The sequence below is a fragment of the Brevundimonas sp. NIBR11 genome, assembly GCF_027912535.1.
Taxonomy (GTDB): Bacteria; Pseudomonadota; Alphaproteobacteria; order Caulobacterales; family Caulobacteraceae; genus Brevundimonas.
This window is the reverse complement of the sequence record NZ_CP115465.1, coordinates 1,719,976-1,741,123: the sequence shown is the minus strand read 5'-3', so window position 1 is coordinate 1,741,123 and position 21,148 is coordinate 1,719,976. Positions and strand designations below refer to the sequence as shown.

At 66.1% G+C, this 21,148-nt stretch carries 25 protein-coding genes; 2 read left to right on the top strand and 23 right to left on the bottom strand.

Annotation, left to right across the window (positions count from 1 at the left end; genetic code table 11):
• Positions 1-32 precede the first annotated feature (32 nt).
• Together O5O43_RS08835 and O5O43_RS08830 are read right to left on the bottom strand one after the other, a co-directional pair.
• On the bottom strand, positions 33-1,484 hold the full coding sequence (locus O5O43_RS08835; RefSeq protein WP_271083519.1) for a hypothetical protein: 1,452 nt from the start codon (positions 1,482-1,484) through the stop codon (positions 33-35).
• A 4-nt stretch (positions 1,485-1,488) separates the two neighbouring features.
• A complete protein-coding gene (locus O5O43_RS08830) occupies positions 1,489-1,815 on the bottom strand; it encodes a hypothetical protein (RefSeq protein WP_271083518.1) in 327 nt (108 codons plus the stop codon).
• 77 nt (positions 1,816-1,892) lie between these two features.
• Here O5O43_RS08830 and O5O43_RS08825 point away from each other — a divergent pair, with 77 nt between their 5' ends.
• On the top strand, positions 1,893-2,309 hold the full coding sequence (locus O5O43_RS08825; protein WP_271083517.1) for a hypothetical protein: 417 nt from the start codon (positions 1,893-1,895) through the stop codon (positions 2,307-2,309).
• A gap of 86 nt (positions 2,310-2,395) precedes the next feature.
• On the opposite strand, the gene O5O43_RS08820 is transcribed toward O5O43_RS08825, so the two are convergent.
• From O5O43_RS08820 to O5O43_RS08735, 18 genes are all read right to left on the bottom strand, one after another.
• Positions 2,396-6,271: a hypothetical protein gene (locus tag O5O43_RS08820; RefSeq protein WP_271083516.1), complete on the bottom strand. Its 3,876-nt coding sequence runs from the start codon at positions 6,269-6,271 to the stop codon at positions 2,396-2,398.
• Positions 6,271-6,693, bottom strand: coding sequence for a hypothetical protein (locus O5O43_RS08815; protein WP_271083515.1), 423 nt, complete (start codon positions 6,691-6,693; stop codon positions 6,271-6,273). The genes O5O43_RS08820 and O5O43_RS08815 overlap by 1 nt, the downstream gene beginning before the upstream one ends.
• The gene (locus tag O5O43_RS08810; RefSeq protein ID WP_271083514.1) at positions 6,690-7,256 is read right to left on the bottom strand and encodes a hypothetical protein; all 567 of its coding nucleotides are present in this window, start codon (positions 7,254-7,256) and stop codon (positions 6,690-6,692) included. The genes O5O43_RS08815 and O5O43_RS08810 overlap by 4 nt, the downstream gene beginning before the upstream one ends.
• Entirely contained in the window at positions 7,256-7,843 is a 588-nt protein-coding gene (locus O5O43_RS08805; RefSeq protein WP_271083513.1) for a hypothetical protein, read from the bottom strand. Before O5O43_RS08805 ends, O5O43_RS08810 begins: the two co-directional genes overlap by 1 nt.
• Positions 7,843-9,912 (bottom strand): phage tail length tape measure family protein, encoded by a 2,070-nt coding sequence (locus tag O5O43_RS08800; protein WP_271083512.1) that lies wholly within the window; start codon positions 9,910-9,912, stop codon positions 7,843-7,845. Before O5O43_RS08800 ends, O5O43_RS08805 begins: the two co-directional genes overlap by 1 nt.
• A complete protein-coding gene (locus O5O43_RS08795) occupies positions 9,905-10,138 on the bottom strand; it encodes a hypothetical protein (RefSeq protein ID WP_271083511.1) in 234 nt (77 codons plus the stop codon). Before O5O43_RS08795 ends, O5O43_RS08800 begins: the two co-directional genes overlap by 8 nt.
• Before the next feature lie 119 nt (positions 10,139-10,257).
• Positions 10,258-10,674 (bottom strand): hypothetical protein, encoded by a 417-nt coding sequence (locus tag O5O43_RS08790; RefSeq protein ID WP_271083510.1) that lies wholly within the window; start codon positions 10,672-10,674, stop codon positions 10,258-10,260.
• Positions 10,675-10,736: 62 nt separating this feature from the next.
• Positions 10,737-11,207 (bottom strand): hypothetical protein, encoded by a 471-nt coding sequence (locus tag O5O43_RS08785; protein ID WP_271083509.1) that lies wholly within the window; start codon positions 11,205-11,207, stop codon positions 10,737-10,739.
• Positions 11,208-11,264: 57 nt separating this feature from the next.
• Entirely contained in the window at positions 11,265-11,672 is a 408-nt protein-coding gene (locus O5O43_RS08780; RefSeq protein WP_271083508.1) for a phage tail terminator-like protein, read from the bottom strand.
• A 3-nt stretch (positions 11,673-11,675) separates the two neighbouring features.
• Entirely contained in the window at positions 11,676-12,071 is a 396-nt protein-coding gene (locus O5O43_RS08775; protein WP_271083507.1) for a hypothetical protein, read from the bottom strand.
• 64 nt (positions 12,072-12,135) lie between these two features.
• Complete coding sequence (locus tag O5O43_RS08770) at positions 12,136-13,176, bottom strand: phage minor head protein (RefSeq protein ID WP_271083506.1); 1,041 nt, start codon at positions 13,174-13,176, stop codon at positions 12,136-12,138.
• Positions 13,177-13,180: 4 nt separating this feature from the next.
• Positions 13,181-13,444 carry a hypothetical protein gene (locus O5O43_RS08765; protein WP_271083505.1) on the bottom strand — a complete coding sequence of 88 codons (264 nt, stop codon included), beginning with the start codon at positions 13,442-13,444 and terminating at the stop codon, positions 13,181-13,183.
• Positions 13,441-13,806: a hypothetical protein gene (locus tag O5O43_RS08760; RefSeq protein ID WP_271083504.1), complete on the bottom strand. Its 366-nt coding sequence runs from the start codon at positions 13,804-13,806 to the stop codon at positions 13,441-13,443. The genes O5O43_RS08765 and O5O43_RS08760 overlap by 4 nt, the downstream gene beginning before the upstream one ends.
• Entirely contained in the window at positions 13,806-14,219 is a 414-nt protein-coding gene (locus O5O43_RS08755; protein ID WP_271083503.1) for a DnaT-like ssDNA-binding protein, read from the bottom strand. The genes O5O43_RS08760 and O5O43_RS08755 overlap by 1 nt, the downstream gene beginning before the upstream one ends.
• Before the next feature lie 3 nt (positions 14,220-14,222).
• Complete coding sequence (locus tag O5O43_RS08750; protein WP_271083502.1) at positions 14,223-14,489, bottom strand: hypothetical protein; 267 nt, start codon at positions 14,487-14,489, stop codon at positions 14,223-14,225.
• 2 nt (positions 14,490-14,491) lie between these two features.
• Positions 14,492-15,517: a major capsid protein gene (locus tag O5O43_RS08745; RefSeq protein ID WP_271083501.1), complete on the bottom strand. Its 1,026-nt coding sequence runs from the start codon at positions 15,515-15,517 to the stop codon at positions 14,492-14,494.
• Between the two features lie 13 nt (positions 15,518-15,530).
• On the bottom strand, positions 15,531-15,893 hold the full coding sequence (locus O5O43_RS08740) for a head decoration protein (RefSeq protein WP_271083500.1): 363 nt from the start codon (positions 15,891-15,893) through the stop codon (positions 15,531-15,533).
• 3 nt (positions 15,894-15,896) lie between these two features.
• Positions 15,897-17,006: a DUF2213 domain-containing protein gene (locus O5O43_RS08735; RefSeq protein ID WP_271083499.1), complete on the bottom strand. Its 1,110-nt coding sequence runs from the start codon at positions 17,004-17,006 to the stop codon at positions 15,897-15,899.
• A 279-nt stretch (positions 17,007-17,285) separates the two neighbouring features.
• Between O5O43_RS08735 and O5O43_RS08730 the strand changes: the two genes are divergently transcribed.
• Positions 17,286-17,729, top strand: a complete 444-nt coding sequence (locus tag O5O43_RS08730; RefSeq protein ID WP_271083498.1) for a DUF4145 domain-containing protein — start codon at positions 17,286-17,288, stop codon at positions 17,727-17,729.
• Here the strand turns inward: O5O43_RS08730 and O5O43_RS08725 are convergent.
• Genes O5O43_RS08725 through O5O43_RS08715 form a run of 3 tightly spaced genes read right to left on the bottom strand, consistent with a single transcriptional unit; the run spans position 17,668 to position 21,059 of the window.
• Positions 17,668-19,059, bottom strand: a complete 1,392-nt coding sequence (locus O5O43_RS08725; RefSeq protein ID WP_271083497.1) for a phage portal protein — start codon at positions 19,057-19,059, stop codon at positions 17,668-17,670. The two genes, O5O43_RS08730 and O5O43_RS08725, sit on opposite strands and share 62 nt — an antisense overlap.
• A 10-nt stretch (positions 19,060-19,069) precedes the next feature.
• Positions 19,070-20,641, bottom strand: a complete 1,572-nt coding sequence (terL, locus tag O5O43_RS08720) for a phage terminase large subunit (RefSeq protein WP_271083496.1) — start codon at positions 20,639-20,641, stop codon at positions 19,070-19,072.
• Positions 20,568-21,059: a hypothetical protein gene (locus O5O43_RS08715; RefSeq protein ID WP_271083495.1), complete on the bottom strand. Its 492-nt coding sequence runs from the start codon at positions 21,057-21,059 to the stop codon at positions 20,568-20,570. The genes terL and O5O43_RS08715 overlap by 74 nt, the downstream gene beginning before the upstream one ends.
• Positions 21,060-21,148: the final 89 nt, after the last annotated feature.

Below are 21,148 nucleotides of genomic sequence, written 5' to 3'. Positions count from 1 at the left end.
AACAATCAGCGTCGGGGAGGGCATATGCAGCATCAGGCCGCCCCGCCCTTGGCCAAGCTGAACCGGACTTTGCCGCTGGTCTCCACGATGAAGGTCAGCAGATCGACGGCGTTGGCAGTGGTGGTCAGGCTGGGCGTCGAGCCGAACGGCATCCAGGCCGAGGCGAAGGCCAGCGTCCGAGAACCGGTTGCGTCCTGCTTGACCAGGATCGTCCCCGTGATCCCCGGCTTCGCGTTTGACGGCGCGCCAAGGGTTCGGTTGCCGGCCAGGGTGACGACGAAATTCACACCGGTCGCCAGATCGACGGCGATGGTCGCGGCGTCCGTGAGGGTCACCAGCGCGGCCGCATCCGCGACCGACTTCGGCGTCAGCACCTTCTGGTCATCGAAGAGGCCGCGAAGATCAGAGCCCGAAGCTCTGGTCACCGTCGCATCCGACCCCGCAGGGCCGGTGGCTCCGGTCGGACCGGTCGAGCCTGTCGGACCGGTTGGCCCGGCCGGACCTTGCGCGCCAGTCGCCCCCGTCGCGCCGGTCGGACCCTGCGGACCAATCTCACCCTGCGGCCCCTGGCTGCCGGCAGGACCCTGCGGCCCGGTCGGACCGGCCGGACCCTGTGGCCCGGTGTCGCCCGTGTCGCCCTTGCCGAAGGCTATGCCGGCGGACCAACCCCCGGCTGCGCCCTGGCGGAAATAAAGAAGACCTTCGTCCGAGGCAAAATAGGCGAAGTTGACGGGCTCCGCATCGTGGTCGTCGCGATCCGCGCGAGGGCCGGTAGCATCCACGCTGAACGCCTCGCCTCGATCGCCCTTCTCGCCCTGCGGTCCCTCCGGCCCTGTCGCACCCGTCGGCCCGACCGCGCCCTGCGGACCGGTGTCCCCCTGCGGGCCTTGCGGACCTGTGGCGCCGGTCGGTCCCGTCGCGCCTTCCTCCCCCTGCGGACCTTGTGGGCCGGTCGGTCCGTCCGGTCCCTGTGGGCCGGTCAGCCCCTGCTCACCCTGCGCGCCCGTCTGGCCTGTGAGACCCTGTGCGCCAGTCGCCCCGGTTGGACCCTGAGGTCCAGTCGCCCCCTGCGGTCCGGTGGCTCCAGTGTCGCCCTTCACCCCTTGTGGCCCTTGCGGGCCCGTCGCACCTGTGTCGCCCTTCGGCCCTTTCAGCGAAGTCTGCAGCGGCCAGATCGTCCCCGAAGTCGCCTTCGGCCCGTAGATCGCGCCATTGACGTAATCGAGCGCCAGCTCGCCCGGATCGCCGAAGCTGGTCCCCGGCGCCCCGGCGCTGAGTTTCACAGCGGACAGCGGATTGTTGATCGAGGCGATGAGGTCGACGATCCGCGCCGAGAGGTCGGCGTTAGACAGGGTGCGCGTGGGCCAGTTGGCCGTGGCCGCCGCTAGCTCGGTCGCCGCCTGCGATTGGGTGATCGTGCCGGCGATCTGCCGCGCAAAGATGTCCGCCGCCGCCGCCGACCATTCCGCGTCCGTCAGGGCCATCGGATCAGGCCGCCGGCGCGTCGAGGACGGTGTTGCAGTGGGTGACCAGCGCCTCGCCGATGGTCTGCAGATTGCCCTGGACCTGCGCCAGCGTCTCGACGGACAACTGCCAGGTGGCGACGCCGTTGTTCGACGGCAGCAGATCGGCGGAGTGCGCCTTCAGCTTCTCGACCAGCTTGGCCAGCGCTTCGACGTCCTTCATCGCCGCCTTGAGCACGGGCAGGTTCATGTCGGCATCGTCGATCGCCTGTTCTGCGGCGCGGCGGGCCTGTTCGGCGAGTTCGGCCTGGCGCGCGGTGCGGCGCTCCTCGGCCGTGGGGGCTTTGGTCATGATAGTCTCCTGGGCAATGAATTCGCGCACGTCGTGCGCATCGGGCAGTGTCCGCCCGTCACTGCGCGGAGGGGCGAATGCCTGAGTCAGTCAGGATCACAGGCTATTTTCTGAAGACCACGATGGGTTCAGGGGGCGAGAAGTTCATGCCCGTGGTCGACGTGATCTTCGGCGACCCTGGCGGTCGCCAACATCGTGGCCGCGCCCTGGTCGATACCGGAGCTGAGTTCGTGATTGTCGACAAGGGCTGGGCGGCCGGCCATGCAGTGGTCCACAGCCTAAACTCGCTGAGTGTAAACGCCCTTGGCCGTCAGGACGTGATCGATGGCGTCCTTTTGGTCGGACCTGTTCGACACCGGGGCCATCTGTGTGTCAGCGACCTTATCGGTTCCGGCCATCCCTTCGCAGCGATCCTTGGAATGGACTTCATCCGGAACTTCAGCCTCACCATCGATGTGAAGGCCAGTATCGTCGAACTCACTCTGGCCCCATAGGCTGGAGCTCCCCCGGACACAGCGAACACCTGTTAGATTGGTGGCTTCCGTCGTCGTTACACGTCTCATTCTGGCGCTTCCCTGCTTCAGCCGGCGTAGAAGCCGCTGATGCGCATGTTGCGGACGCTGGCCGCCGTGGTGACGCCGTCCGAGGCGCGGCGGGCCTGCCACGCCAGTCGGCGCTGGCCGTTCTTCGCCGTGACCGACGGGTCCCAGCTGCTGAGCCCCGCGTCGACGAAGCTGATCGTTCCGGTGTGCGATCCGCCGAACGAGGCCGTCAGGATCGTTTCAAGGTCCGACCCGTCGAGCGCGGTCGAAACGAGGCGATAGTCGATGGTCCAGTTGCGAACCCCCTCGCCGTCCGGGTTGGCGTTGCCGGAGGCCTCGCCCTGCACCCGCAGCGTGACGTAGCCGCCGTCCCGCATCGGCCGCTCGACATAGGCGAGTGTCTGATACGTCGTGGTCAGGTCGGTGATCCCCGATCCCGGTGCGCCGGAGTCAAAAGGGCCGGATAGCGTCTGACCGTTGAAGCGGCCTCCCGATGCGACGCCCGGCCCGATGGCGAGGACCCCGTTCTCTGCGGTCTCGGAGCCGTCCGCGACCGACGCCGGCCCCGACCACATGCGGATGTCGCCGCTGGCCCGCAGCACCGTCTTCGACGTCGCGTCGTAGATCTTGAAGACCTTCGAGGCCGCGCTGTAGCTGATGCCGCCGCCCGACCCGGCCGTGACGTTGAAATATTCCGCGAGGAAGTCGACGGCCTGTGTCGCGCCGTTGATCCGCATGCCGGTGAAGCGACCGTTCACGTCGGTCAGCAGGGCGGCGTAGGCTTGGTTTCCATTCAGCGCCGACAGCACGAAGGTTGCGCTGGCGCTTGCGCCGTTGGCCGTGGTCTGGGCCGTCGAGATCGATGAGGCGAGGACCTGATCCGCGTCCGAAAGCGCGGTCAGGGTGGTGTTAACGTTCGCCAGCCCTGCGGTCGTCGAGGCCGTCAGATCGGTCACGGTCTGGGTCAGCGCGGCGTTCAGCGTCGCCGTCGTGTTGGCCAGGCTGATGACGGCGGACAGGTTGCCGTTGACCGACGAGAACTGGCTGGTCACCGAGGAGGTGAGGGCGGCGAGGTCCGTCGCGTTGGTGGTGACCCTCGCGTCCACGCCCGCGATCGACGTACCGAGGGTGCTGAACTGACCGCTCCGCGTCGTCGTCTCTGCCGCCAGCGCCGTGCTGACCGTGTTCGCCAGGGTGATCACCTCGGACAGCGAGCCGTTGATGCTGCTGATCTGGGACGTGCGCGCCGTGGTTTCGGCTGAGATAGCCGAGGCGTTCGTGGTGATCGACGTCGTGTGCGCCGACAGCGTGCCGTTGACCGTGCTGAACTGGGACGTCACCGACGTCGTCAGGGCGGCCAGATCATTCGCGGACGTGGTCACCCGCGCATCAACGCCGGCAATCGAGCCTTGCACGCTGCTGATCTGCAGCGCGCGCGTGGAGGTCTCGGCCGCCAGCCCGGTCGAGACCGTGTTCGCCAGCGTGACCACCTCCGCCAGCGTGCCGTTCACCGAGGAGAACTGCGTCGTCACCGACGACGTCAGCGAGGCGAGGTCGTTAGCCGATGTCGTGACCCGGCTGTCGACGCCCGCGATCGAGGCGTTCACCGCGCTGATCTGCGTCAGCCGCGTCGCCGTCTCCGCCGACAGGTTCCCGGCCACGGTCGTGACCCGGCCGTCGACCAGGGCGACGCTGTTGACCGTCGCCGCATATTGCTCCGTCCGCGTCGTGACTTCGGCGGACAGAGCGGACGCGACGACCGTTACCGTGGTCGACACCCCGACGATGGCCTCGCCCCGCGCCTGGGCTTCAGCCAGCAGACCCGCGACCCGCGCCGCCTGTTCGGCCGTGATCGCCGCGATCCGCGCCGTCTCCTCGTCGAGGATGTCGGCGATCCGCGCTTCCTTCTCCGCCACCACACGCGCGTGACGGTCTAGCGTCTCCCGGATCAGGGTCTCGGCGGCGTTGTCGGTCTCGGCGACCAGGCCCTGCGCCTCCCGGAAGAAGCTGATCAGCTCCGCCGCGGGCGTTCCGCCGACGCCGGCTGTGTCGTCGGATACAAGGTTGCCGGCGACATAGGGCCCATAGACGGATCGCGTGGACTGGTTTCCGGCCGCGTTAAAGTAGCTGACAGCGACGTAGTAGGCGACGCCAGGATCAACGGTGATCTGGATCCGCTCGGCCGTCGGCGGGCCGGAATAGGCCTGCGTCCACGGGCCGTCCTCGCCGGGCCCGGTTTCGACAAGAACCCGGTGAGCTGTCGCATTGTTGACGACCCCTGCAACGTCGAAGCCGGGCAGCTGGCCGCCGCCTGGCGCTGGAGGGCGCACGACGACGGTCCAATCCAAAGGAGCGGGCGGGGTGACCTCTCGCGGGTCGATCGGGTCCAGCTCTTGCGGCGGCGGTGGGCTGCCTGTCTGGCCATAGGCGAACGGATATTTGCCGTCGGTCTCGGTCTCGAAGGTGACGATGACCGTGTCGTTTTCGGTGTCGTCTTCGACGTTGAGGACGAAGCATTTGACATTCGAAAGGGCGAAGTCGGGCTCGTCGAAGATGAAGCAGTTGCCGGGCTCCGGGTCCATGTAGGGGCGGAGCGGAACACGCCCCCGGATGCCCTCGCGACTGTTCGAAATCTCCAGACTGGCCAGCTCACGGGCCTGCTTGGCCTGAGGGACAAAGGTGTAGTCCGCGCCGCGGGTGCGCTTCACGGCGACGCCTTGCCCGTCTTCCTCCTGCCATACAGTGGACGTCACCTCCGGAAGGGCGGTCATCTCCCACTCTTGATCCTCTGCCCAATATCGCGGCCGGATCGTGTTGATGCGGTTGAGCTTGGACGAGGCGGTGTCGATCTCGACCGGGCCAGCGGTGTCGCGGACGGTCACGGTGAAGACCGTTGCCCGGGGAGCCGCGCGGTGGATGCAGGCGATCTTGCCCGCGATCTCCGCGTACATGGCGCCGCCCGCCTTCAGGAAACCGTCCAGGACTTGGGCTTTGTCGTCGTCGGTGGAGGGGTAGGCGGCGCTGGTCCAGCCATTGGCGTCCGACACGTTCGCCGCCGCCACGAACGAGGCGAGGTGGATGCCCTCGACCTTCGCGCCGATGCCGCCGACCTGATAGTCGATCTGCGGCGCGCCCTTGCCGGTCGGGCCTTCCCAGAGGCCCAACGCCCACTTTAGCCCGAACAAGATGGGGTTCTGCGTCCAGATCCACGTCGCGGGGTTGTTCAGCCGGCAGGAACCGGAGCCGCCAGGATAGGTGCTGTCGAGGCGGGGGTCGTAGCAGAACAGGCCCTCGATCGTTGCGACGAACGCCGGGATCTTGCCGTCGTAGGCCGTGCGCTTCGAGTTCTCGCCGAGGGTGATCAGGTAGCCCGCCGATCCCGAAAGCTTTCGATCACTGCTCCAGCCTGGGAAGGTGGCTCCGTTCTTGAGCCCGGACGGCAGGGATAGCGCGGTGTCGGGCTGCAGACCGAGACGCGTTGAAAGCCACATCTCACCCGCGTAGGGCTCGGTCGTCGCCATGCCCGCGCCGTTGAAGGACATGTAGTAATCGCCAGCTCGGAACGCGACGAAGCTCTTGATGGGCCCCGCCGCGGAAACTGTGCAGGCGAAGCTGACGTACATGCGGTCCGGGCCATAAACCGCCGCATCCTTGATGCTGCCTTTCACGCCCACCCGCCCGAAGGCGAAACGCAACGGAGCGTCAGGGTTGGCCTCCCACTGAACAGCAGCCCCCTGGCTGGCGATCTGGGGCGTCAGCGCTTGCGACAGCGCCATGCTGCCGACACCAGCTCCGATCCCCACGGCAGCAACCGTCGCGATCTGGGCGAGGGTTGCTGTTCCCGCGACCACAGCCGTCGTCGCTGTGCCGACATAAGAAATCGCGGCGATGACGGCGGGGATGGCCTGCGGCATCAGAGGCGCCAGGCGGCCTGATAGGCGAGGGGACGCCAAGTCGAACAGACGCCCTCGCTAAAGCCGAGGACTAGGCCGTCCGACATGGCGACCATCATGGATGCGCCGAAGGGGTTGTCGTCACCTGCGTGCATCGCGATCAGATCGCCCTGCATGGCCATGGCCGGCGCGATCCGAGGCAGCCCCATCGCATCGAGCGCCTCAGGCAGGGTCTTGAAACCGGCCTTCAGCAAGAGCCGATAGCCCTTTGCCTCCGTGTCATAGCGGAGGCCCTTCACCGGGCCCGAGCCGTGCCCCATCTTGACCAGGGCATGGGTCGCCAGCTTCACGCAGTCGCGGACGCCGGGGTCATAGGCCTTGCCGTAGAAGCGCTGGCGGCAGGCCTCGGCCGCGGCGGCCCGGCGGAGACGGTCGTCGATCATGTGCGCCACGTCCCCAGGTCCTGAGTGATCTTCGAAATGCCGGCGACGCGGACCATCCCGTTCTCACCGGCCCAACGGGTCGAGTGGAAGCCGTGGTTGGCGCGCCAGTCGGCGTTCTCTTCAAGCTGCCGAGCGGACTGCGTGCCGCAGGCGATGGTGAGCTGACGATCCGAGCCGACCGAGAACCGAGGCTGATCGATCTCGCCGTCGAAGCGCAGGACGGGCTCGCCGATCAGGAGCCCGGTCCTTCGGTCGATGGCGCCGCGCCAGACCCGGACCCGGCTGCCTTGCGTGCTGGGCGACCCCAAGATGGAGGCGGCGCTGTTGTTCTTAGGCGCGATGCGGAGATCGACACGGGTCGTCTGGTTGCCGGTTCCGCTGGCCAGGCCGGAGACACCGATGAACAGGCCCAGCGAGGGTTCGGCGCCCAGATACAGTTGGCCCTCGTGAACGACGAAGCCGCCGTCGGTCAGGGCATAAGTCCCGCCGGGCAGGTCCAAGCGCACCAACAGCGCCCGCGTCCAAACCCGCTGGCTGTAGGCGGCAGAGAGGGCGGCATCCATCAGCCGGACTCTTCGACCGTGAAACGGATGTTGTAGTAGCCGTTGCCGTCTTGCAGGAACGAGCCCCGCTCCACGGCCGCGAAGCCCTCGATGCGCACGTCGCTGAATGAGACTGGCTCGTTGTTGGCCGGCGGCCAGTTCAGCATGGTCTCCAGAGTGATCGTCGCGACGCCGGAGCCGTTGGCCGTGGCCGCGGCGTCGGCGATGTAGATCCGGCGAACTCCATCAGACCCAATGTGGTTGAAGGCCTGACCCTTGCGGACTTGGTAGCCGGGAACGAAGCCCTTGATGGACAGCGAAGAGCCTGACTGCCCGGAGCCGTTGACGAGCGCCGTGCCCGGCGTGCCAATCTCCAGCCCCATCTGCGGAATGGCGACGACGACCGTGTCGGCTTCCGTGCGCAGGTCCAGCCATGCCAACCCCTCGGCATGGTCTGTCGGCTCGAGGATGAACTCGTAACTGTAGTGCGAGCCTTTCCGCATGCCCTTCTGCCGGTTCGATCCGGTCGCGCTCCTCTGGTCGATGCTCGAGGAGATGATCGTAGGCTCGGCGCTGATCAGGCGCGGGGTGGGGAGCGTCCTAGGCATCAGCCAGCCGTTCGATCATAGGTTCGGCTCTTGTCGAGGTCGGAGAATACCTGGGCCCGGGTGGCGCCGGCGGCGGCGGCCATGCCTTGCGCGATCATCGGGCGGGCAACCTCGCCGGCCGTCTGTTGAACGTAGGCGTTCAGACCATCCCGGTCGGCCGTGACTTTTACCTCAACCTGTTGAGCCACAGCCGAAGCGAAGAGGGTCCGGTTCTGATCGGCCTGCTGGTTCATTCCCTGCGAGGTGCCCACCGAAGCGCTCACTGCCTTGGAAGAGCCGCCGCCACCGCCGCCACGCATCCCAAGAGAGGCCAGGAGAGCGACCATCGCGGCGACGATCGGGAAGGCGTACGGGCCCAGCGTTTCGAACATCTTCGCAGCGCCGGCCGCCGTCGAGGCTGCCGCCTTGGTGCCGCTTGCCGCCACGCTGGCCGCCGTCTCCGCTGCGGTCTGGGCCATCGCCTGAACCGACATCGCGAACTGGAAGACGCGGTAGGCGGCTTCCGCTGCCTGCAGGAACCGATAGCCCTCCGAACCTTCCTGGAAGAAGCCTTTGGCCGCGCTCAGCATGTCGCCGTAGTTGGCGACCTGAGCATAAGCCCGCTCGCGCTCGGCCTGCATGGCGCTGAGGTGGTGCTCCTTCTCCGCCAGATTGATCTCAGCGATGCGAGACTGATACGCGGTCATGCCGACCAGGAGGTCGCCCAGCGCGCGGCCGCTCTCACCGAATGCCTCGGCCAGGCCCTGCGCCGACTCTTGAGCCAGCCCATTGATCAGGCGAGCCTCGTCGGCGATCAGCTTGAGAGGATCGACGAGCTCGATCAGTTGGATGTTCAGGGGTTGGAGGTCGATGCGCTCCATCGCCCACATCGTTTCACTGACTTCCCGAGCAGCACGCGCTGCCCGCTGGGCGTCAGTGTCGCCGGAGTCCCCAGCCTGCCGCCGGATGTTCGCGACCTCATTGTCGCGAGCCCGCCTGCCGACGGCGTCGATCCCAGCATCGACATAGCCCGCGCCCCGCGCATTGCCATCGGCGTAGAGGTTCTGGCCCGCAGCGCCGATGGCATTCATGGCCCCTCCATAGGGGTTCGCCAGCCCGTTCAGGCTCACTGATCCGATGTCCCGGATTGCCGACGCCCAAGCGAAGGTTGGGTTGATCGCGCCGAGCGCGCGGATGCCCGCAAGGACTCGGTTGATGCCAGACGCGGCGCCGTTGACGATCCCCTCGACCGATCGGATCACAATGTTGGCCGCCGTGACCGCGGCATCGCCGATGGCGGCGGGGAGCATGCGCCACGTCCCCCGGATCACATCGTAGGATCCGACGAATGCGCCGACGACGGCCTTCAGTTCCTTGATCGTGTTCGCCTTCAGCTCGTCAAGGAAAGATGTCGTCTGCTTCTGGGCTGACTTAATCGGCCCGTCGAAGGCGTCCATGATCGCTTCGCCGACTTCCTGGAACGTCGCGACAACGATGTCCCCCAAACTGATGGTCGAGTCCTTGACCTTCTTCAGCTGGTCGTCGGTCAGACCCAGCCCGTCCTTCAAGTCGCCAAACTCCTTGTTCGCCGAGCGAGCAGAGAGGGCGAGGACTCCGCCAATAGCAGCGCCCGCCAGAGCGACCGTGGCGATCAGAGGTGCAAAGGGTGCGACCAGAGCCCAAGCGCCGGTAGCTGCGGCCATCATCGTGGCTCGAACCGTCATCCCCGTTCGGACGGCGGCGACTTGGAAGATATCCAGCAGCTGCGGCCCCTGCTGAAGAGCGATCATCAGCGGGTTCATGCCCATGGCGGCCGTGACGCCAATGTCGGCGAACTGGCGAGACAGGTTGAGGCCTTCCGCTGCCGTCAGCCCCATGGCGTTGCGCGAGACGTTGAGCATGCGGCCCTGTTCCCGAACGGCGACGTTCATGGTCGAGGTCGCACCATCGGCCCGGCGAGCCGCCATCGCGAGGGAGTCGACGCTCTTCTCGGCCCGGTCCGCCGAGGCCGCCAGGTCGTCGAGGCGCTTGTCGGCGACATCGGCTTCCTGGCTTTCGATGCGGATGCCGAGGTTGGCGAGGTCAGTCATTCGAAGCCTCCCCTGGCGGGCTCTTAGCGTTTCGCGCGGCGATGGCGGCCCGGAGCGTGGCTCGCATCGTCGCGACGCTTGTCGGCTTGGGCTTCACGCCGAGGCGGACGGCCTCGTAGGCGTCGTCGGCGCGCCGGATCAGGCGTTTTTCCCATGCCGTCAGCATGGCGAAGGTGGCGGCGTCGTAGGCATTGATCTCGGCCCAGGTGATCGGCCCGACAGCCATGCCCCGGTCGCGGGTCGCCTGCAGGTCAACGAAGGCGAGCCAAATCCGCGCAGCGGCTGGCGGGAGGTGGGGCAGTTTCTTTTGATCGACCCCGCCAGAGACCGCCTCGGCGAAGCTGATCAGGCCGTCGGCGAGGCCTTCAAGAAATGGGCACGGTCACGGATGAAGACGCGGACCTGATCGGCGATCCACGGGAAGCGCCGGTAGAGGGCGCCGGCCGTGGCGGCGTTGCAGTCCAGGCGCTTGCCTTCGACCACGACACCGTCCCACGCCACAGTGGCCGCAGCGAACTTCTTCAGCTCGTTGGCCTTGGAGACCTCGGCCGTCACGGCCTGGGCGTTGCCCATCGAGGTCAGGAAGCGATTGGCGGCCTCGTTGTTCGCCTTGGTGACGACATCGCTGTCCTCGCCAAGCAGGGTCAGCGTGACGGGGGTCTCGCCGTCGTCCTGGAATAGCGGCTGGCCGGTGGGGCCGTTCAGATGAAGCACCGCGCCTTCGTTGGCCAAGGCTGAGGTGTCGAGGGTGGAGAGGTCCATAGGAGTGTCCTGCAAAAGGACGCCGGGGCGCGACCCACGGCGTTAAGTTTAGGGAGAAGGAGTTAGGTGACCGCGGCGCCGGCGACCTCGACCAGGACGTTCAGGCCGACGTTCGAGGTGCGCTTCCGGACGTCGTTGGCGCCGCCGACGTTGATGCGTTTTCCGAAGACCGGGCCCCGCGCATAGAAGATCGTCGGGGTGTCGTTGCCGTCGGCTTCGTCGTTGAGCTCGATCTTGATGGCGTATTCGAACTTCGTCGCGGCGGCGGCGCTGAGGGCGATCTGGCCGGGATCCAGAGGATCAGCAGCGTAAACGATCGGCAGCATGCCGTTGTCGATCGCGCCCTTCAGATGCTGGACGCTAGGGCCTTTCAGGGGCGTGAACGAGACATCCTGACCCTGGGGGCCGAACTCGCCGATGCTCTCGACGCTGCCGATCTCGACGTAGGTGAGGGCGGCGAGCGCCGATTGCGATGTTGCCGTGGTGACCGGACCGATGAACACGGTCGAGCCCTCGGACGTGCCGATTGCCATGGGTGGCTCCTGTTTTCAGAGGTCCGCAGCCCACGCGGGATAGGGCGGGCCGTGGCGCTAGACTGCGATCCACGGAATGGTGACGGGCGTCTCGGACTTGTCCGGACTCGTGATCGGAGAGCTGGAGTAGGGCTCCCGGTTGACCTTCACGGTCACGCCAGAGCCCGTCATCCGAGTGCCCTTCTTGAAGTGCTCCTCGACGAGGGCGGCGACTTCGGCGGGCTTGATGATCCCACGATTGCGCGGCCAGACGACCATGATCTGAAGCAGCCCCTGGTCGATCCGGCCGGACGCGAGGCCCTCCCAGAACGGTGCATTCTTGAAGAGTTCGACGCGGAGGTACTTGCCATCAGCCGGCGGCGAAAAGGCGACGTCAGGGTAGGCGATCGGCATGGCCGGCGACGAGATAACGAGGGACTCGCATTGCTGCAGCAGGAGCGCTGTGACGACGGCGGGATCGGCCATGGGCTATACTCCCGAGCGCGACGCGACCGAGGCCTGGGCTTTCGCGCATTCCTGTTGGACTACCTGCGGCCAGCGCTGTGCGGCGAGTGCGACCCAGCGATCCGCGGCGTGCCCTCGCGCCCCATATTCGCGGGGCCGGGCGTAGTTGGCGGTATAGACGGCCGTGATGGGGTCTTTGATGTCGGCGTTCGCGATGACCAGGTTGATCGGGCCCGCGTCATAAGCGAAGGCCTTGACCCCATCCGGTTTGAAAGTTTGGGCAGGCAGGGCCGCGCCTGTGGTCGCTACGAGAGAGGCGCGGAGGAAGCCCGTGTCGACCCGGAGGTTGCCGCCGGTGCCGCGAGGCGTCTGCATCAGCTCCACGACGGCCTGAGCGCTACCCCTGTGAACGGCGCGCATCCGCTCTTTGGTCTCTCGGGTCCATGCGCTCATCTGCGCCGAGAACGAGCCCTGAGCCATAGCGTCACCTCAGGTTGGCGTAGAAGTCGATCTGATATTCGCAGTCGCAGCGGCAGCCCACGATCTCGTCAGGGCCGGCGCCCAGGCTTTGATCCATGGGATGCTGCATCAGCGAGCCCGAGGCAGACCTGAACGGCTCGTTGAAGCCCGCGCTGTCCCCGTTGAGCATCACGTGGGTGTGGCGGACGCGAAGGTCGCCGGCCGAGCGCCAGGCCTTCCGAACGTCAGCCTCGCTGATTTTCCCGGCCGCGATCGCCTGTTCGAACGCCTGCCGCTTGCCGCGCTGCAGGGCGGTCATGGTCTCGACCCGGGCGATGGTCTCGCCGCGAAGCTGGAGGAGGCGACGCTCGTAGGCAGTGAGCGCCCGCGCCGCGATCTCCTTCGGCGGGGCGACGCCCTCGCGGATCGCCTTGGTCACGGTCCGGTCGAAGCGCCGATCCCGACGGGTCCGAGTCAGATAGTGCCGGAGGGCCGCAGGATCCGCGGACGCCAGCTCTTCCCGGGCGGATCGGACATAGGCCTCCTGAGGTGCTGATAGGCCCAAGACGCCACCCTCGCGCTTGCCGGTCACCCGGTTGAGGCGCCCGACGATGTCAAGTGCGGCCTGTCGGGGATTGCGACCCCGGGCCAGATTGTCGGTGAGCGAGGCGCGAGCGGCGGCGCGCATGTCGGTCGTGGTCCGGCTAATCAATTCCGATGAGTGCTGCCGGAGCCAGGCCTCAGCGGCGTATGCCCGGCCATCGAAGCGAACTTGCAGCGCTGTTCCGTCCCGCCCGCGTTTCGGCATCGCCTCGGTCGCGGCGTTGCCTCCTGCGGTCTGAGCGTCCTTGATCCGGTCCAGCATGTCGTTGAACGCCGCCGGATCGATGTCCAATGCGTCGAGCGCGCCCTCGATGTCGCCGGCTTCGATCGCTGCGGTCACCGCCTGGAGAGATGCGGCCTTCCGGATGTCGTCAATGGCCCGAAAGAACGCATCAGCGACGGCCCGCCCATAGCGCTCCAGCAGGTCGGCATAGACCTGCCGTTGCGCCCGGGTTCTGGCCATAAGGTTATTCGTCCAGCAGCCTGCGAGCGCCCTCTTGGGCAAGGCCATCTACGTCGGGGTGGCCCGCGATCATGGCGCGGACTACGGTTGCCGCTTCGGACTTCTGATCGAGGAAGGCGTCCAACATGTCATGTGCCTTTCCTCTGATCGCAGTGACTTCCCCGGCGCTTCCGCCACGGATGATCGCCGCCTGGTAATGCTGTGAGATCGAAATGATCTCGAGCAATGCTGCCGTGGCGCGCTCCGTCGGAGCTTTGTGCTCGCTCAACGTCGGACCTGCAGGGTGTGAAGCAACGTCGTCTCCGCCGGTCGAAGGGTGTCGACGGCGACAATGGACCACGAGACGCCGTTCGCTTCAACCAAGCGGTCAGCGGGCGTCGGATCGGCGGTCAGCACGCCCGGTGCGACCAGAGCCTTCTTGTCGGTGGCGAGGACCCGTGTCCCGTCGATCTCCTTGGCCTCGAAGCCGATGATGACGAAGCGGGCAGGGGTGGTGATGGGGACCGGTTCGCCGGGGTCGTAGGTCGGGCCCAGAGGCTCGCCGGGCTTCTCAATGGCTCCAAGCTGGCCGAAGCGCTCGATTAGACGGTTCGCCGTGGCGAGGGGGCGGGAATATTCGAAGGCGGTCATCAGACCACGAAGATGGTGGGTAGGCCGGGCTTGTCGAGGAACGGGGTGAGAATGCCGTCCACTAACGACAGTTGCGGCGTGGCCGTGGCCAGCGCACCGCCGGTCCCTTGGAAATATTCGGCCTCGATGACGTCGATCTTCTCGCGCTTCACCTGCTGGGAGGCGACCACGGAGACCGACAGGGAGCCGGGGTTCTGGGCTTCATGCCATGCAGCGGCGTAGGCTGCCCGCTCCAGGGCGAGGCTCAGGGCGTCGGACGGCTCGGTGTTTGCCAGCCGCGCGCCGTAGACCGCGTCAAGATAGTCGTCGGCACGTTGGAGAAGAATGGCCGGGCTGGGGGCGTCGTCGGGCAGGTCGTGGCCGCGAGCTGCGAGCCACGTTGTGAAGCCCTCTGGTGTTCCATGCCCGGCCATCGGTCAGGCCTTCTGGTCTTCGGGCTTCGGAGCGGGAGCCGGAGCGGCCCCGCCCTTCTTGCCGTCGTCATCGTGGTCCAGCGGGTCCTTCTGACCCTTGGCCTTGGTGACCTTGACGTTGTCCGCCTCGAGCACCGCGATGAACTCGTCGGTGAGGGGCTGGGCGGTGTGAACGTCGGCCTTTTTGCCGGCCGCGACGATCTGGAAGCCGTCGACCGTGGTGAAGGCCTTATCGACCGGGGACTGATTGTCGATCGTGTAGGTCGTCATGATCAGGTTCTCCGGGCGGTGCGCAGGACGTCGGGACGCTGGCAGAAGTACAGCGGGTAGCTGTAGAGCTCGCCGCGCGTGAACGCCTGACGGTCACGGTCCACGATGTTCATCGCGTAGGTGTCCTGACCCAGCGTATTCACGTAAGGGCCGAACTCGGCCGGAGCCATGGCCTTCTTGAACACGTCCTTGGCGCCGACGGGGAAGAACTTCGCCTTGTCGGTGGGGATGGCGACGGTCGAGTTGTCGTCTGTGCCCTGGTAGTTGTGGTAGGTGATCCCGGCGTAGGTGAAGGCCGTGAAGGACTTGTCGGTGCGGAGGTCCGCGGCGGCAGCCCAGTTGAGGTAGGACTTCTCGACCTCGGCGCTGGTGACGAGCGCGTCGAAGAACGCATCGCCGGCCAGGGCGTGGATCGTGGTGCCCGGGGTGAACGAACCGCCCGCCGAACGACGCATCGACCGGATCAGCGCCGCAGACTTCAGACGAATCGCGCCTTGGGCCGGGGATGCGTTGTCCAGATCGAAATCGATCTCGGTCGGCTCGGCGACGCCGAACTCGGTGAAGTAGTTGTAAATCACCGAGGTGCCGTCCGCGTCCAGCAGCAGGCCCTGCAGGGCGCCGAGGCGGTGGAACTCGTGGGTCAGTTCCATGTCGTCACGAACCGACGCCATGCGCTTCAGGTATTCGGTTTGGACCTGGGCGAACTCGGAGTCCGTACCAAAGGCGCGGATGCCCTGCAGTTCTTCGGCGTAGAGCGTGAAGCCCTCAGCCAGGCGGGTGGTCTTCAGAGGCACGGCGTTGCGGGGATCGACCACCAGCTCCTTCGGCGGAGCGCCGACCGGGCTGGACGGAATCAGGACCAGCTTGTCCTCCCGGCGGTCGACGAAGACCGTGCGGGTGCGGACGGGCATGGGCTCGAATATGCCCAGCTCACCCAGCAGCTGGGGCTTGAAGCCCACCTTCCGGACGGCGCCCGTGAGGGACGTCATCGAGAAGGCAGACGAGTTGAAGATGTCCATCGATGCCATGGTGTGGGCCCCCTTATCGGACGATGATGCCGAGGGCCTTGAGCGCAGCGTTGGCCGTGGCCTTCGCAGCGTCATTGGCGCCGGACTGATAGATGAGATGAGCGCCGTTCACTTCGGCGTCGCGGGTGACGACGGTCTTCTTGACCGTGCCGACGGCGGCTTCCCACAGGATGCCGGCGATGGTCTGGGAGCCGTCGGAGCCGCCCGGAGCATAGGCAACGTAGTTGCCGCCCGAGGTCAGCTTGCCAAGGATCGTGCCGGCCAGGAGACCAGGCGCGGCGCCGGCGGCGACGGTGACCGCATCGCGCGAGCGATACATACCGTTTGCCTCGGAGACGAGGAAGTTGGCGGTGCCCCGCGTTTCGATGAGAGCCATGGGTTAGGCCGCCTTCTTCTGATCGACGCCCGCCGCAGCGAAGACGCTGTCGTTCCAGGCATCGTTGGTGGATTGGTCCTGGTGACGGACGGCGTCACGGATGCTGTCGTTGGCCGTGTCGGCCGCCTTCAGATCCCAGGCTGCATCGACGTAGTCCGCCGACTTCTCCTTGACGGCGTCGCCAAGGACATCGCGCTTGATCTGCTCGATCGATTTGCCGTCGGTGACGACATCAGCCTTCAGCGCCTTTGCCTTGGTGACGACAGCGGCGCGGTCGGCGACCAGAGCGTCGAGGGCAGCGTCTTCGACCACCTTCTTCTTCAGCTTCTCGATCTCGTCGTCCTTCTCCGCCAGTTCCTTGTCCTTGGCGGCTATGGCGGCGGCGTGATCGCTGACGGCCGTGGCCCGGGCCGTGTCGGCGACAGTGAGCAGGCCGCGCAGCTTCTCGATCGCTGCGATGCCGGCGTCCGTGGTCTCGACCGGGAGGCCGTCCACGGTAATGGTCTTGAGCGTCATATGACGGTCTCCATGGTTGAGGGACGCAGGGGAGCGACCGCGTTCGGGGGCGTCCTGATCCCCGATGCGGCATTCCGATCCGGCCCGGCCTCGCGCCACGATGGCGAGGTGGTTTCCTCGGATGTTGGTCTGGATGGCATCGTAGGCCTGCCCATCGGGCGTCGTGCCTGCGTCGAAGACGATCTTGCTCTCGTAGCCGCAGGACAGTTCGCGCTTGCCGTCTTTCCAGGCGGCGACAGCGGCGGAGTCCATCACGACCATCGGGACGCGGATGTAGTCGCCGTCTCGGGCGATCTCGTTGCCGGTCATGCCTACGCTGTGGTCGCGCCAGTTGGCGGCGGAGACGGCCTCAGCGGGGTGGTCGTTTGTGACCGGGCGGTGCGCAAAGCTGGCGAGAGCGTCGGTCGAGAAGACCTCGCTTTCAGGCCGGAAGACCCGCACAACCGCACGGTCGCGGTAGCCCTGCTTGTTCTCTGGATCGACTTCCTTGCCCGAGTAGATCTGGATTCCGGTCCGAGCGATCTTGGCATCGGCCACGAGGTATCCGTCCCGCGTGAGCCTGGGCTCGCCGAGGGTGACGGCGTCAAACAGTTGCATGGCTAACCTGTGGTGGCTGCGGCCGAATCCCGACAGCTTCACGAGCTCAAGGGGGGCCCTATGAGAAAAGTTCTAAATGGCGGCGAGGCGTCTGACGGGGGAACAGTCAGCGTTAGGTGCCCCCACTGCCGTCACGAAGGCGCGTTTGCGCGAAACCGAAACGTTGCGGATTTGGGTTGGAGCGAGCCGTTCACGCTCACCACAGGCCAGAAGACGACGCAGGCGGGGTTCTGGGCAGGTGCCAGAGTGTGTCCGAACCAAGAGTGCCTCGGAGTGGTGATGATCCAAGATGGACCGCGGGGCGGGCGACATATCTATCCGCCTGAGACGATAGACTTCGACGCAACCGCTCTACCCGCGCGTATCCTGAGCTCGCTTGAGGAGGCTATCTCTTGCCACGCCGCGGGAGCCCATCGGGCTACAGCGCTGATGGTGCGAAGGATTCTCGAAGAGCTATGCGAGGATCGAACCGCTACCGGCAAGACACTCAAAGACCGTTTAGGAAACCTCGGCACCAATGTGGTCGTGCCAAAGGAACTTCTCGACGCCGCAGACGAGCTCCGGCTGCTCGGGAACGATGCCGCGCACATTGAAGCCAAATCCTATGACGAGATCGGCGAAGCAGAGGCCAGCCTCGCCGTTGAGCTCGCCAAGGAACTGCTCAAGGCTGTTTATCAGTATCAGAGTTTGGTCGATCGCCTTCGGGGATTGAAGAAGCCATAGCGGCCTCCTCAGCTTCACGGTCTTCCTCTTGTTCTGAAAGCTTGCCGTATTCCTCCATCGCGCCTTCGAGACCGGCGAGTGTGCCGTCTTCGATCAGTTCGTTGACCAGGGCGTCGGACAGGGCCTCCAGCGGCATCAGAGGCTCCGAGGAACCGCCCGTGCCCGCGATGGTGCGCGCCGCGTCCGCCTTGGTCTTGAAGATCGTCGCCTTCTCCGTCTCGCCAAGCTGCCAGAGCGGGTTCCACTCGTAGTGGATAACCTCGTCGCGCATCCCGGTGGCCGATCGGATCAGCGCCTCATCGAAACGCATCATGGCCGGGCCCATCTCGAGCGTCTGACCGGCGGAGACCCGGTCATAGTAGTTACGGAGGTCGCTCTCGCCGGTGCTGTTCATCCCGCCGGGCGACATGCCCATGAAGCGGGTCGTTGGGATGTCGGCGGCGCCGGCGGCGTGCTGGTCGAAGCGGTCCATCAGGTCGGGCAGGGAGGCGAAGCTCACGGCCTTGCGGGCGTAGGTATTCTTGGCGTCCAGGACGAGCGCCCGCAGGTTCGACTTGGCGTCAAGGTTCAGCTTCAACAGGTCGCGGACCTTGTCCTCGCCGCCGGCCATCTTGAGGATTTCGGCTAGGCCCTCGATCGACACGACATCGACGTTGGCCTCGTAGATCAAGCTGTTGATGTTGGCCGAGGCGCTCTCAGCCTGCTTTACCGCCGACATGACCGCGAGCAGGACGCTGTCACCCCATCCGAAGGCGCTGGCGGTGATGTCCCGGTCGGGGAGGTCGTTGCCGTAGAAGACCGTCAGCCGGGACGGGTGAATACGGGCTTGGCCGGTGGCTCCGCCAGCAACGGTGAACTCCTTCGGCATCCCGAAGAACTCCGACATCGGGTCGGTGTCGATTTCGCCCGGCACGAGTTGGCGCGGGGTGAAGACCGTGAGGAAGCGGATTCCGGCCTGCTTGACCTTGGTCACGTCCAAGGGCTGCGCCGCGTCGTCGCCCAGGTCGATGTAGATCGCGGCGCCGCCGAATAGACGGGCCTTCTTCCGGGCCTCCAGAACGCGACCCCTGACGTTGAGGCGCTTCTCCTCGGCCTCGATGGCTTCGATCTGCGGCTGCGAGGCCTGCCAGGCGCGCCAGTTCCTGCAGCTATCCAGCGCCGGGATGTCCACGATCTTCCGGGCCATCCACGAGCCGCGATAGGCGTTGACCAGCTCGTGCGCGTCGAGCGTTGGCTCGCCGTAGTAGCTGTGCGCCGCTTTGTCCCGCTCGGTGTTCAAGCCGGAGAGGGTGTTGGCCAGGCCGTCGCTCAGGGAAATCACGTCGCCCATGGTTCGGACCTCACAGCAGGCTGTCGATGTCGAGCACCGCAGGGACGTTCAGCGCCAACTCGTTGAAGGCATCAGCCGCAGCGTCCACCTGGTCGTCGTGAGTGCCCGAGGGGAATGAGCACAGCTCTTCGATGAAGGGCTCAATCCAGGCATCTCGGGTCGGGTCGCCGGTCGTCAGGATGAAAACGTTGCCGGCCTCGGCCTGGGTCGCCAAGGCGGTGGCGCGCGTGACCTTGGATCCGGTCGGCTGGGCGGTCTTGACCGCATATCCTCGGAGCTTGTTGACCAAGGTCTGGACGTAGCCCTTGCCAGCGGCGCCGGGGTCCTGGGGAAGACGGACCGTCACCTCCTGGGTGTCGGCGGCAGCGGTGAGCTTCAGTTCTGCCTCAAGCTGGGCGGGGCTCCACTGCCCGGTCCGGCTATTCGTAAAATAGTAGCCAGCCTCCTCATCGGTCCCGACCTGGGTGCATCGAACGCCGGCGCTGGGGTCTCCGCCGCCTTCCGTGGCGCCGATGTCCCATGCCCGGACCGTGCGTTTCGGACCGGCCGGCAGGAATGCCGCGACCTTGAACCACTCCCGCAGGAAGATGCCGCCGTCACGAGGGGAGGGCCGCTGCTGATACTGCCCGGCCCATGCGTATGAGCCCTTGGCCTTCTTGAGCTTGGCGACTTGGGCGAGGGGGAAGCGCTCGGGGAAGAGCAGTTCGCCTTCCCTGGTGCGCGGATCCTCGAAGAACAGTACGCCGTCGACGTAGGTCCGGCAGGGTCCACCGCTCACCTTGCCGTCGTCACCGACCCGCTCGGCCTCGAACTCCATCGGGAGGTTCAGGTGGACGAAGCCTATGTCCAGCTCCAGCGCGACGGCAGCGACGTCCTTTGCGTGCAGGCGCTGCATGATGATGACGATGGCCGACGTCTGGACGTCGTTCATCCGGTCGGAGATGCCTTCGCGGAAGATGCGGACGGCGGTCTCGCGCTCAGCGTCGGATTCGGCGCTCTCGGTCGAGTGGGGGTCGTCGACCTTGACCCGGTCACCCCGGCCGCCAGTCATGGAGCTGAAGGGGCGGGCCTCGCTGAACCCGTTATCGGTGTTCTCGAACTTGCCCTTGGCGTTCTGATCGGCCCGCAGGTTCAGGGGCCAGAGCGCGCGGTACTGGTCGCTCTCGATCAATCGCCGGAGCTTGAGGTTGTCGCGGAGGACGTTGGCCTGGCTATAGGAGGTGGCCAAGGTCTGCAGGTCGGGCCGGGCCCGCGGTCCCCATTCCCATGCGGTCCAGAAGACCAGCAGCAGGGACTTCATCATCCCTGGCGGGACTGTCATCAGCAGGAACTGGATCTTGCCGTCGGTGACCGCCTCAAGATGCCGGCACATGGCCTGCAATGCCCAGCCCGTCACAAACGGGCGTTTGGGCTCCAGGATGGACCAGTGCTCTTCGATGAAACCGTGAAGGCTGTCGCATCGCGCCCGGATTGCGCCCTGGTCCTTGATCAGGCGGGCACGTTCGGTCTCAGCCCTCCGCCTCTCCCGTTCCGCCCTGATCTCTTCCAGCGTCGGCAGCTCGACGGCGAACGAAGCGCTCAATGACTTCAAGCTCCTCGTCGCTGGCGTCCTTCAGGTCGAAGGCGTGCGAATGGCTGATGGGCGCGTCGTCTTTGCCTCCGCCGACAAGGGCCATCTTGTCCCCGTAGACCTTTGGCATCCGCTTGCCGGCGGTCCACTTGAGGGCGTCGATAGCGGCCCGACCTGCGGCCGGGTCGACTTCACCCTTCAGGATGCGCCGAGCGATGTCGCCGATCTCATCCGCATCGGCGTGACCCTGGTCCTCGCGCGCGGACGCGTAGTTGCGCCTAAACGGCTCGTTGTCCTTCAGCCACCGCATGACTGTGCGATAGGCCGGCATCTCCTCGTCCCGGCAGACTTCAGCTAGGCTGTCCCCGCACATTATGCGGATGCATATCTCGTCGGCGACTGCTTCGCTGAAGAGGCTGGGACGCGCCATACTGACCTCGCTGTGGATCGTCCGGTGCGGTGCATTGTGCCGAAGGTGATTCCGGCAAAGGGTGAGAGCTTCACAACTGGAGCGACACC

Excerpts from the sequence above, each read along its gene's own strand:
- O5O43_RS08755 (WP_271083503.1), bottom strand. The coding sequence starts at position 14,219 with ATGGCCGGGCATGGAACACCAGAGGGCTTCACAACGTGGCTCGCAGCT.
- O5O43_RS08810 (WP_271083514.1), bottom strand. The coding sequence starts at position 7,256 with ATGGATGCCGCCCTCTCTGCCGCCTACAGCCAGCGGGTTTGGACGCGG.
- O5O43_RS08770 (WP_271083506.1), bottom strand. The coding sequence starts at position 13,176 with ATGGCCAGAACCCGGGCGCAACGGCAGGTCTATGCCGACCTGCTGGAG.
- O5O43_RS08820 (WP_271083516.1), bottom strand. The coding sequence starts at position 6,271 with ATGCCGCAGGCCATCCCCGCCGTCATCGCCGCGATTTCTTATGTCGGC.
- O5O43_RS08780 (WP_271083508.1), bottom strand. The coding sequence starts at position 11,672 with ATGGCCGATCCCGCCGTCGTCACAGCGCTCCTGCTGCAGCAATGCGAG.
- O5O43_RS08815 (WP_271083515.1), bottom strand. The coding sequence starts at position 6,693 with ATGATCGACGACCGTCTCCGCCGGGCCGCCGCGGCCGAGGCCTGCCGC.
- O5O43_RS08795 (WP_271083511.1), bottom strand. The coding sequence starts at position 10,138 with ATGGCTGTCGGGCCGATCACCTGGGCCGAGATCAATGCCTACGACGCC.
- O5O43_RS08825 (WP_271083517.1), top strand. The coding sequence starts at position 1,893 with ATGCCTGAGTCAGTCAGGATCACAGGCTATTTTCTGAAGACCACGATG.
- O5O43_RS08745 (WP_271083501.1), bottom strand. The coding sequence starts at position 15,517 with ATGGCATCGATGGACATCTTCAACTCGTCTGCCTTCTCGATGACGTCC.
- O5O43_RS08760 (WP_271083504.1), bottom strand. The coding sequence starts at position 13,806 with ATGACCGCCTTCGAATATTCCCGCCCCCTCGCCACGGCGAACCGTCTA.
- O5O43_RS08725 (WP_271083497.1), bottom strand. The coding sequence starts at position 19,059 with ATGGGCGACGTGATTTCCCTGAGCGACGGCCTGGCCAACACCCTCTCC.
- O5O43_RS08740 (WP_271083500.1), bottom strand. The coding sequence starts at position 15,893 with ATGGCTCTCATCGAAACGCGGGGCACCGCCAACTTCCTCGTCTCCGAG.
- O5O43_RS08830 (WP_271083518.1), bottom strand. The coding sequence starts at position 1,815 with ATGACCAAAGCCCCCACGGCCGAGGAGCGCCGCACCGCGCGCCAGGCC.
- O5O43_RS08835 (WP_271083519.1), bottom strand. The coding sequence starts at position 1,484 with ATGGCCCTGACGGACGCGGAATGGTCGGCGGCGGCGGCGGACATCTTT.
- O5O43_RS08715 (WP_271083495.1), bottom strand. The coding sequence starts at position 21,059 with ATGGCGCGTCCCAGCCTCTTCAGCGAAGCAGTCGCCGACGAGATATGC.
- O5O43_RS08735 (WP_271083499.1), bottom strand. The coding sequence starts at position 17,006 with ATGCAACTGTTTGACGCCGTCACCCTCGGCGAGCCCAGGCTCACGCGG.
- O5O43_RS08790 (WP_271083510.1), bottom strand. The coding sequence starts at position 10,674 with ATGGACCTCTCCACCCTCGACACCTCAGCCTTGGCCAACGAAGGCGCG.
- O5O43_RS08730 (WP_271083498.1), top strand. The coding sequence starts at position 17,286 with ATGATCCAAGATGGACCGCGGGGCGGGCGACATATCTATCCGCCTGAG.
- O5O43_RS08775 (WP_271083507.1), bottom strand. The coding sequence starts at position 12,071 with ATGCGCGCCGTTCACAGGGGTAGCGCTCAGGCCGTCGTGGAGCTGATG.
- O5O43_RS08800 (WP_271083512.1), bottom strand. The coding sequence starts at position 9,912 with ATGACTGACCTCGCCAACCTCGGCATCCGCATCGAAAGCCAGGAAGCC.
- O5O43_RS08750 (WP_271083502.1), bottom strand. The coding sequence starts at position 14,489 with ATGACGACCTACACGATCGACAATCAGTCCCCGGTCGATAAGGCCTTC.
- O5O43_RS08785 (WP_271083509.1), bottom strand. The coding sequence starts at position 11,207 with ATGGCAATCGGCACGTCCGAGGGCTCGACCGTGTTCATCGGTCCGGTC.
- O5O43_RS08805 (WP_271083513.1), bottom strand. The coding sequence starts at position 7,843 with ATGCCTAGGACGCTCCCCACCCCGCGCCTGATCAGCGCCGAGCCTACG.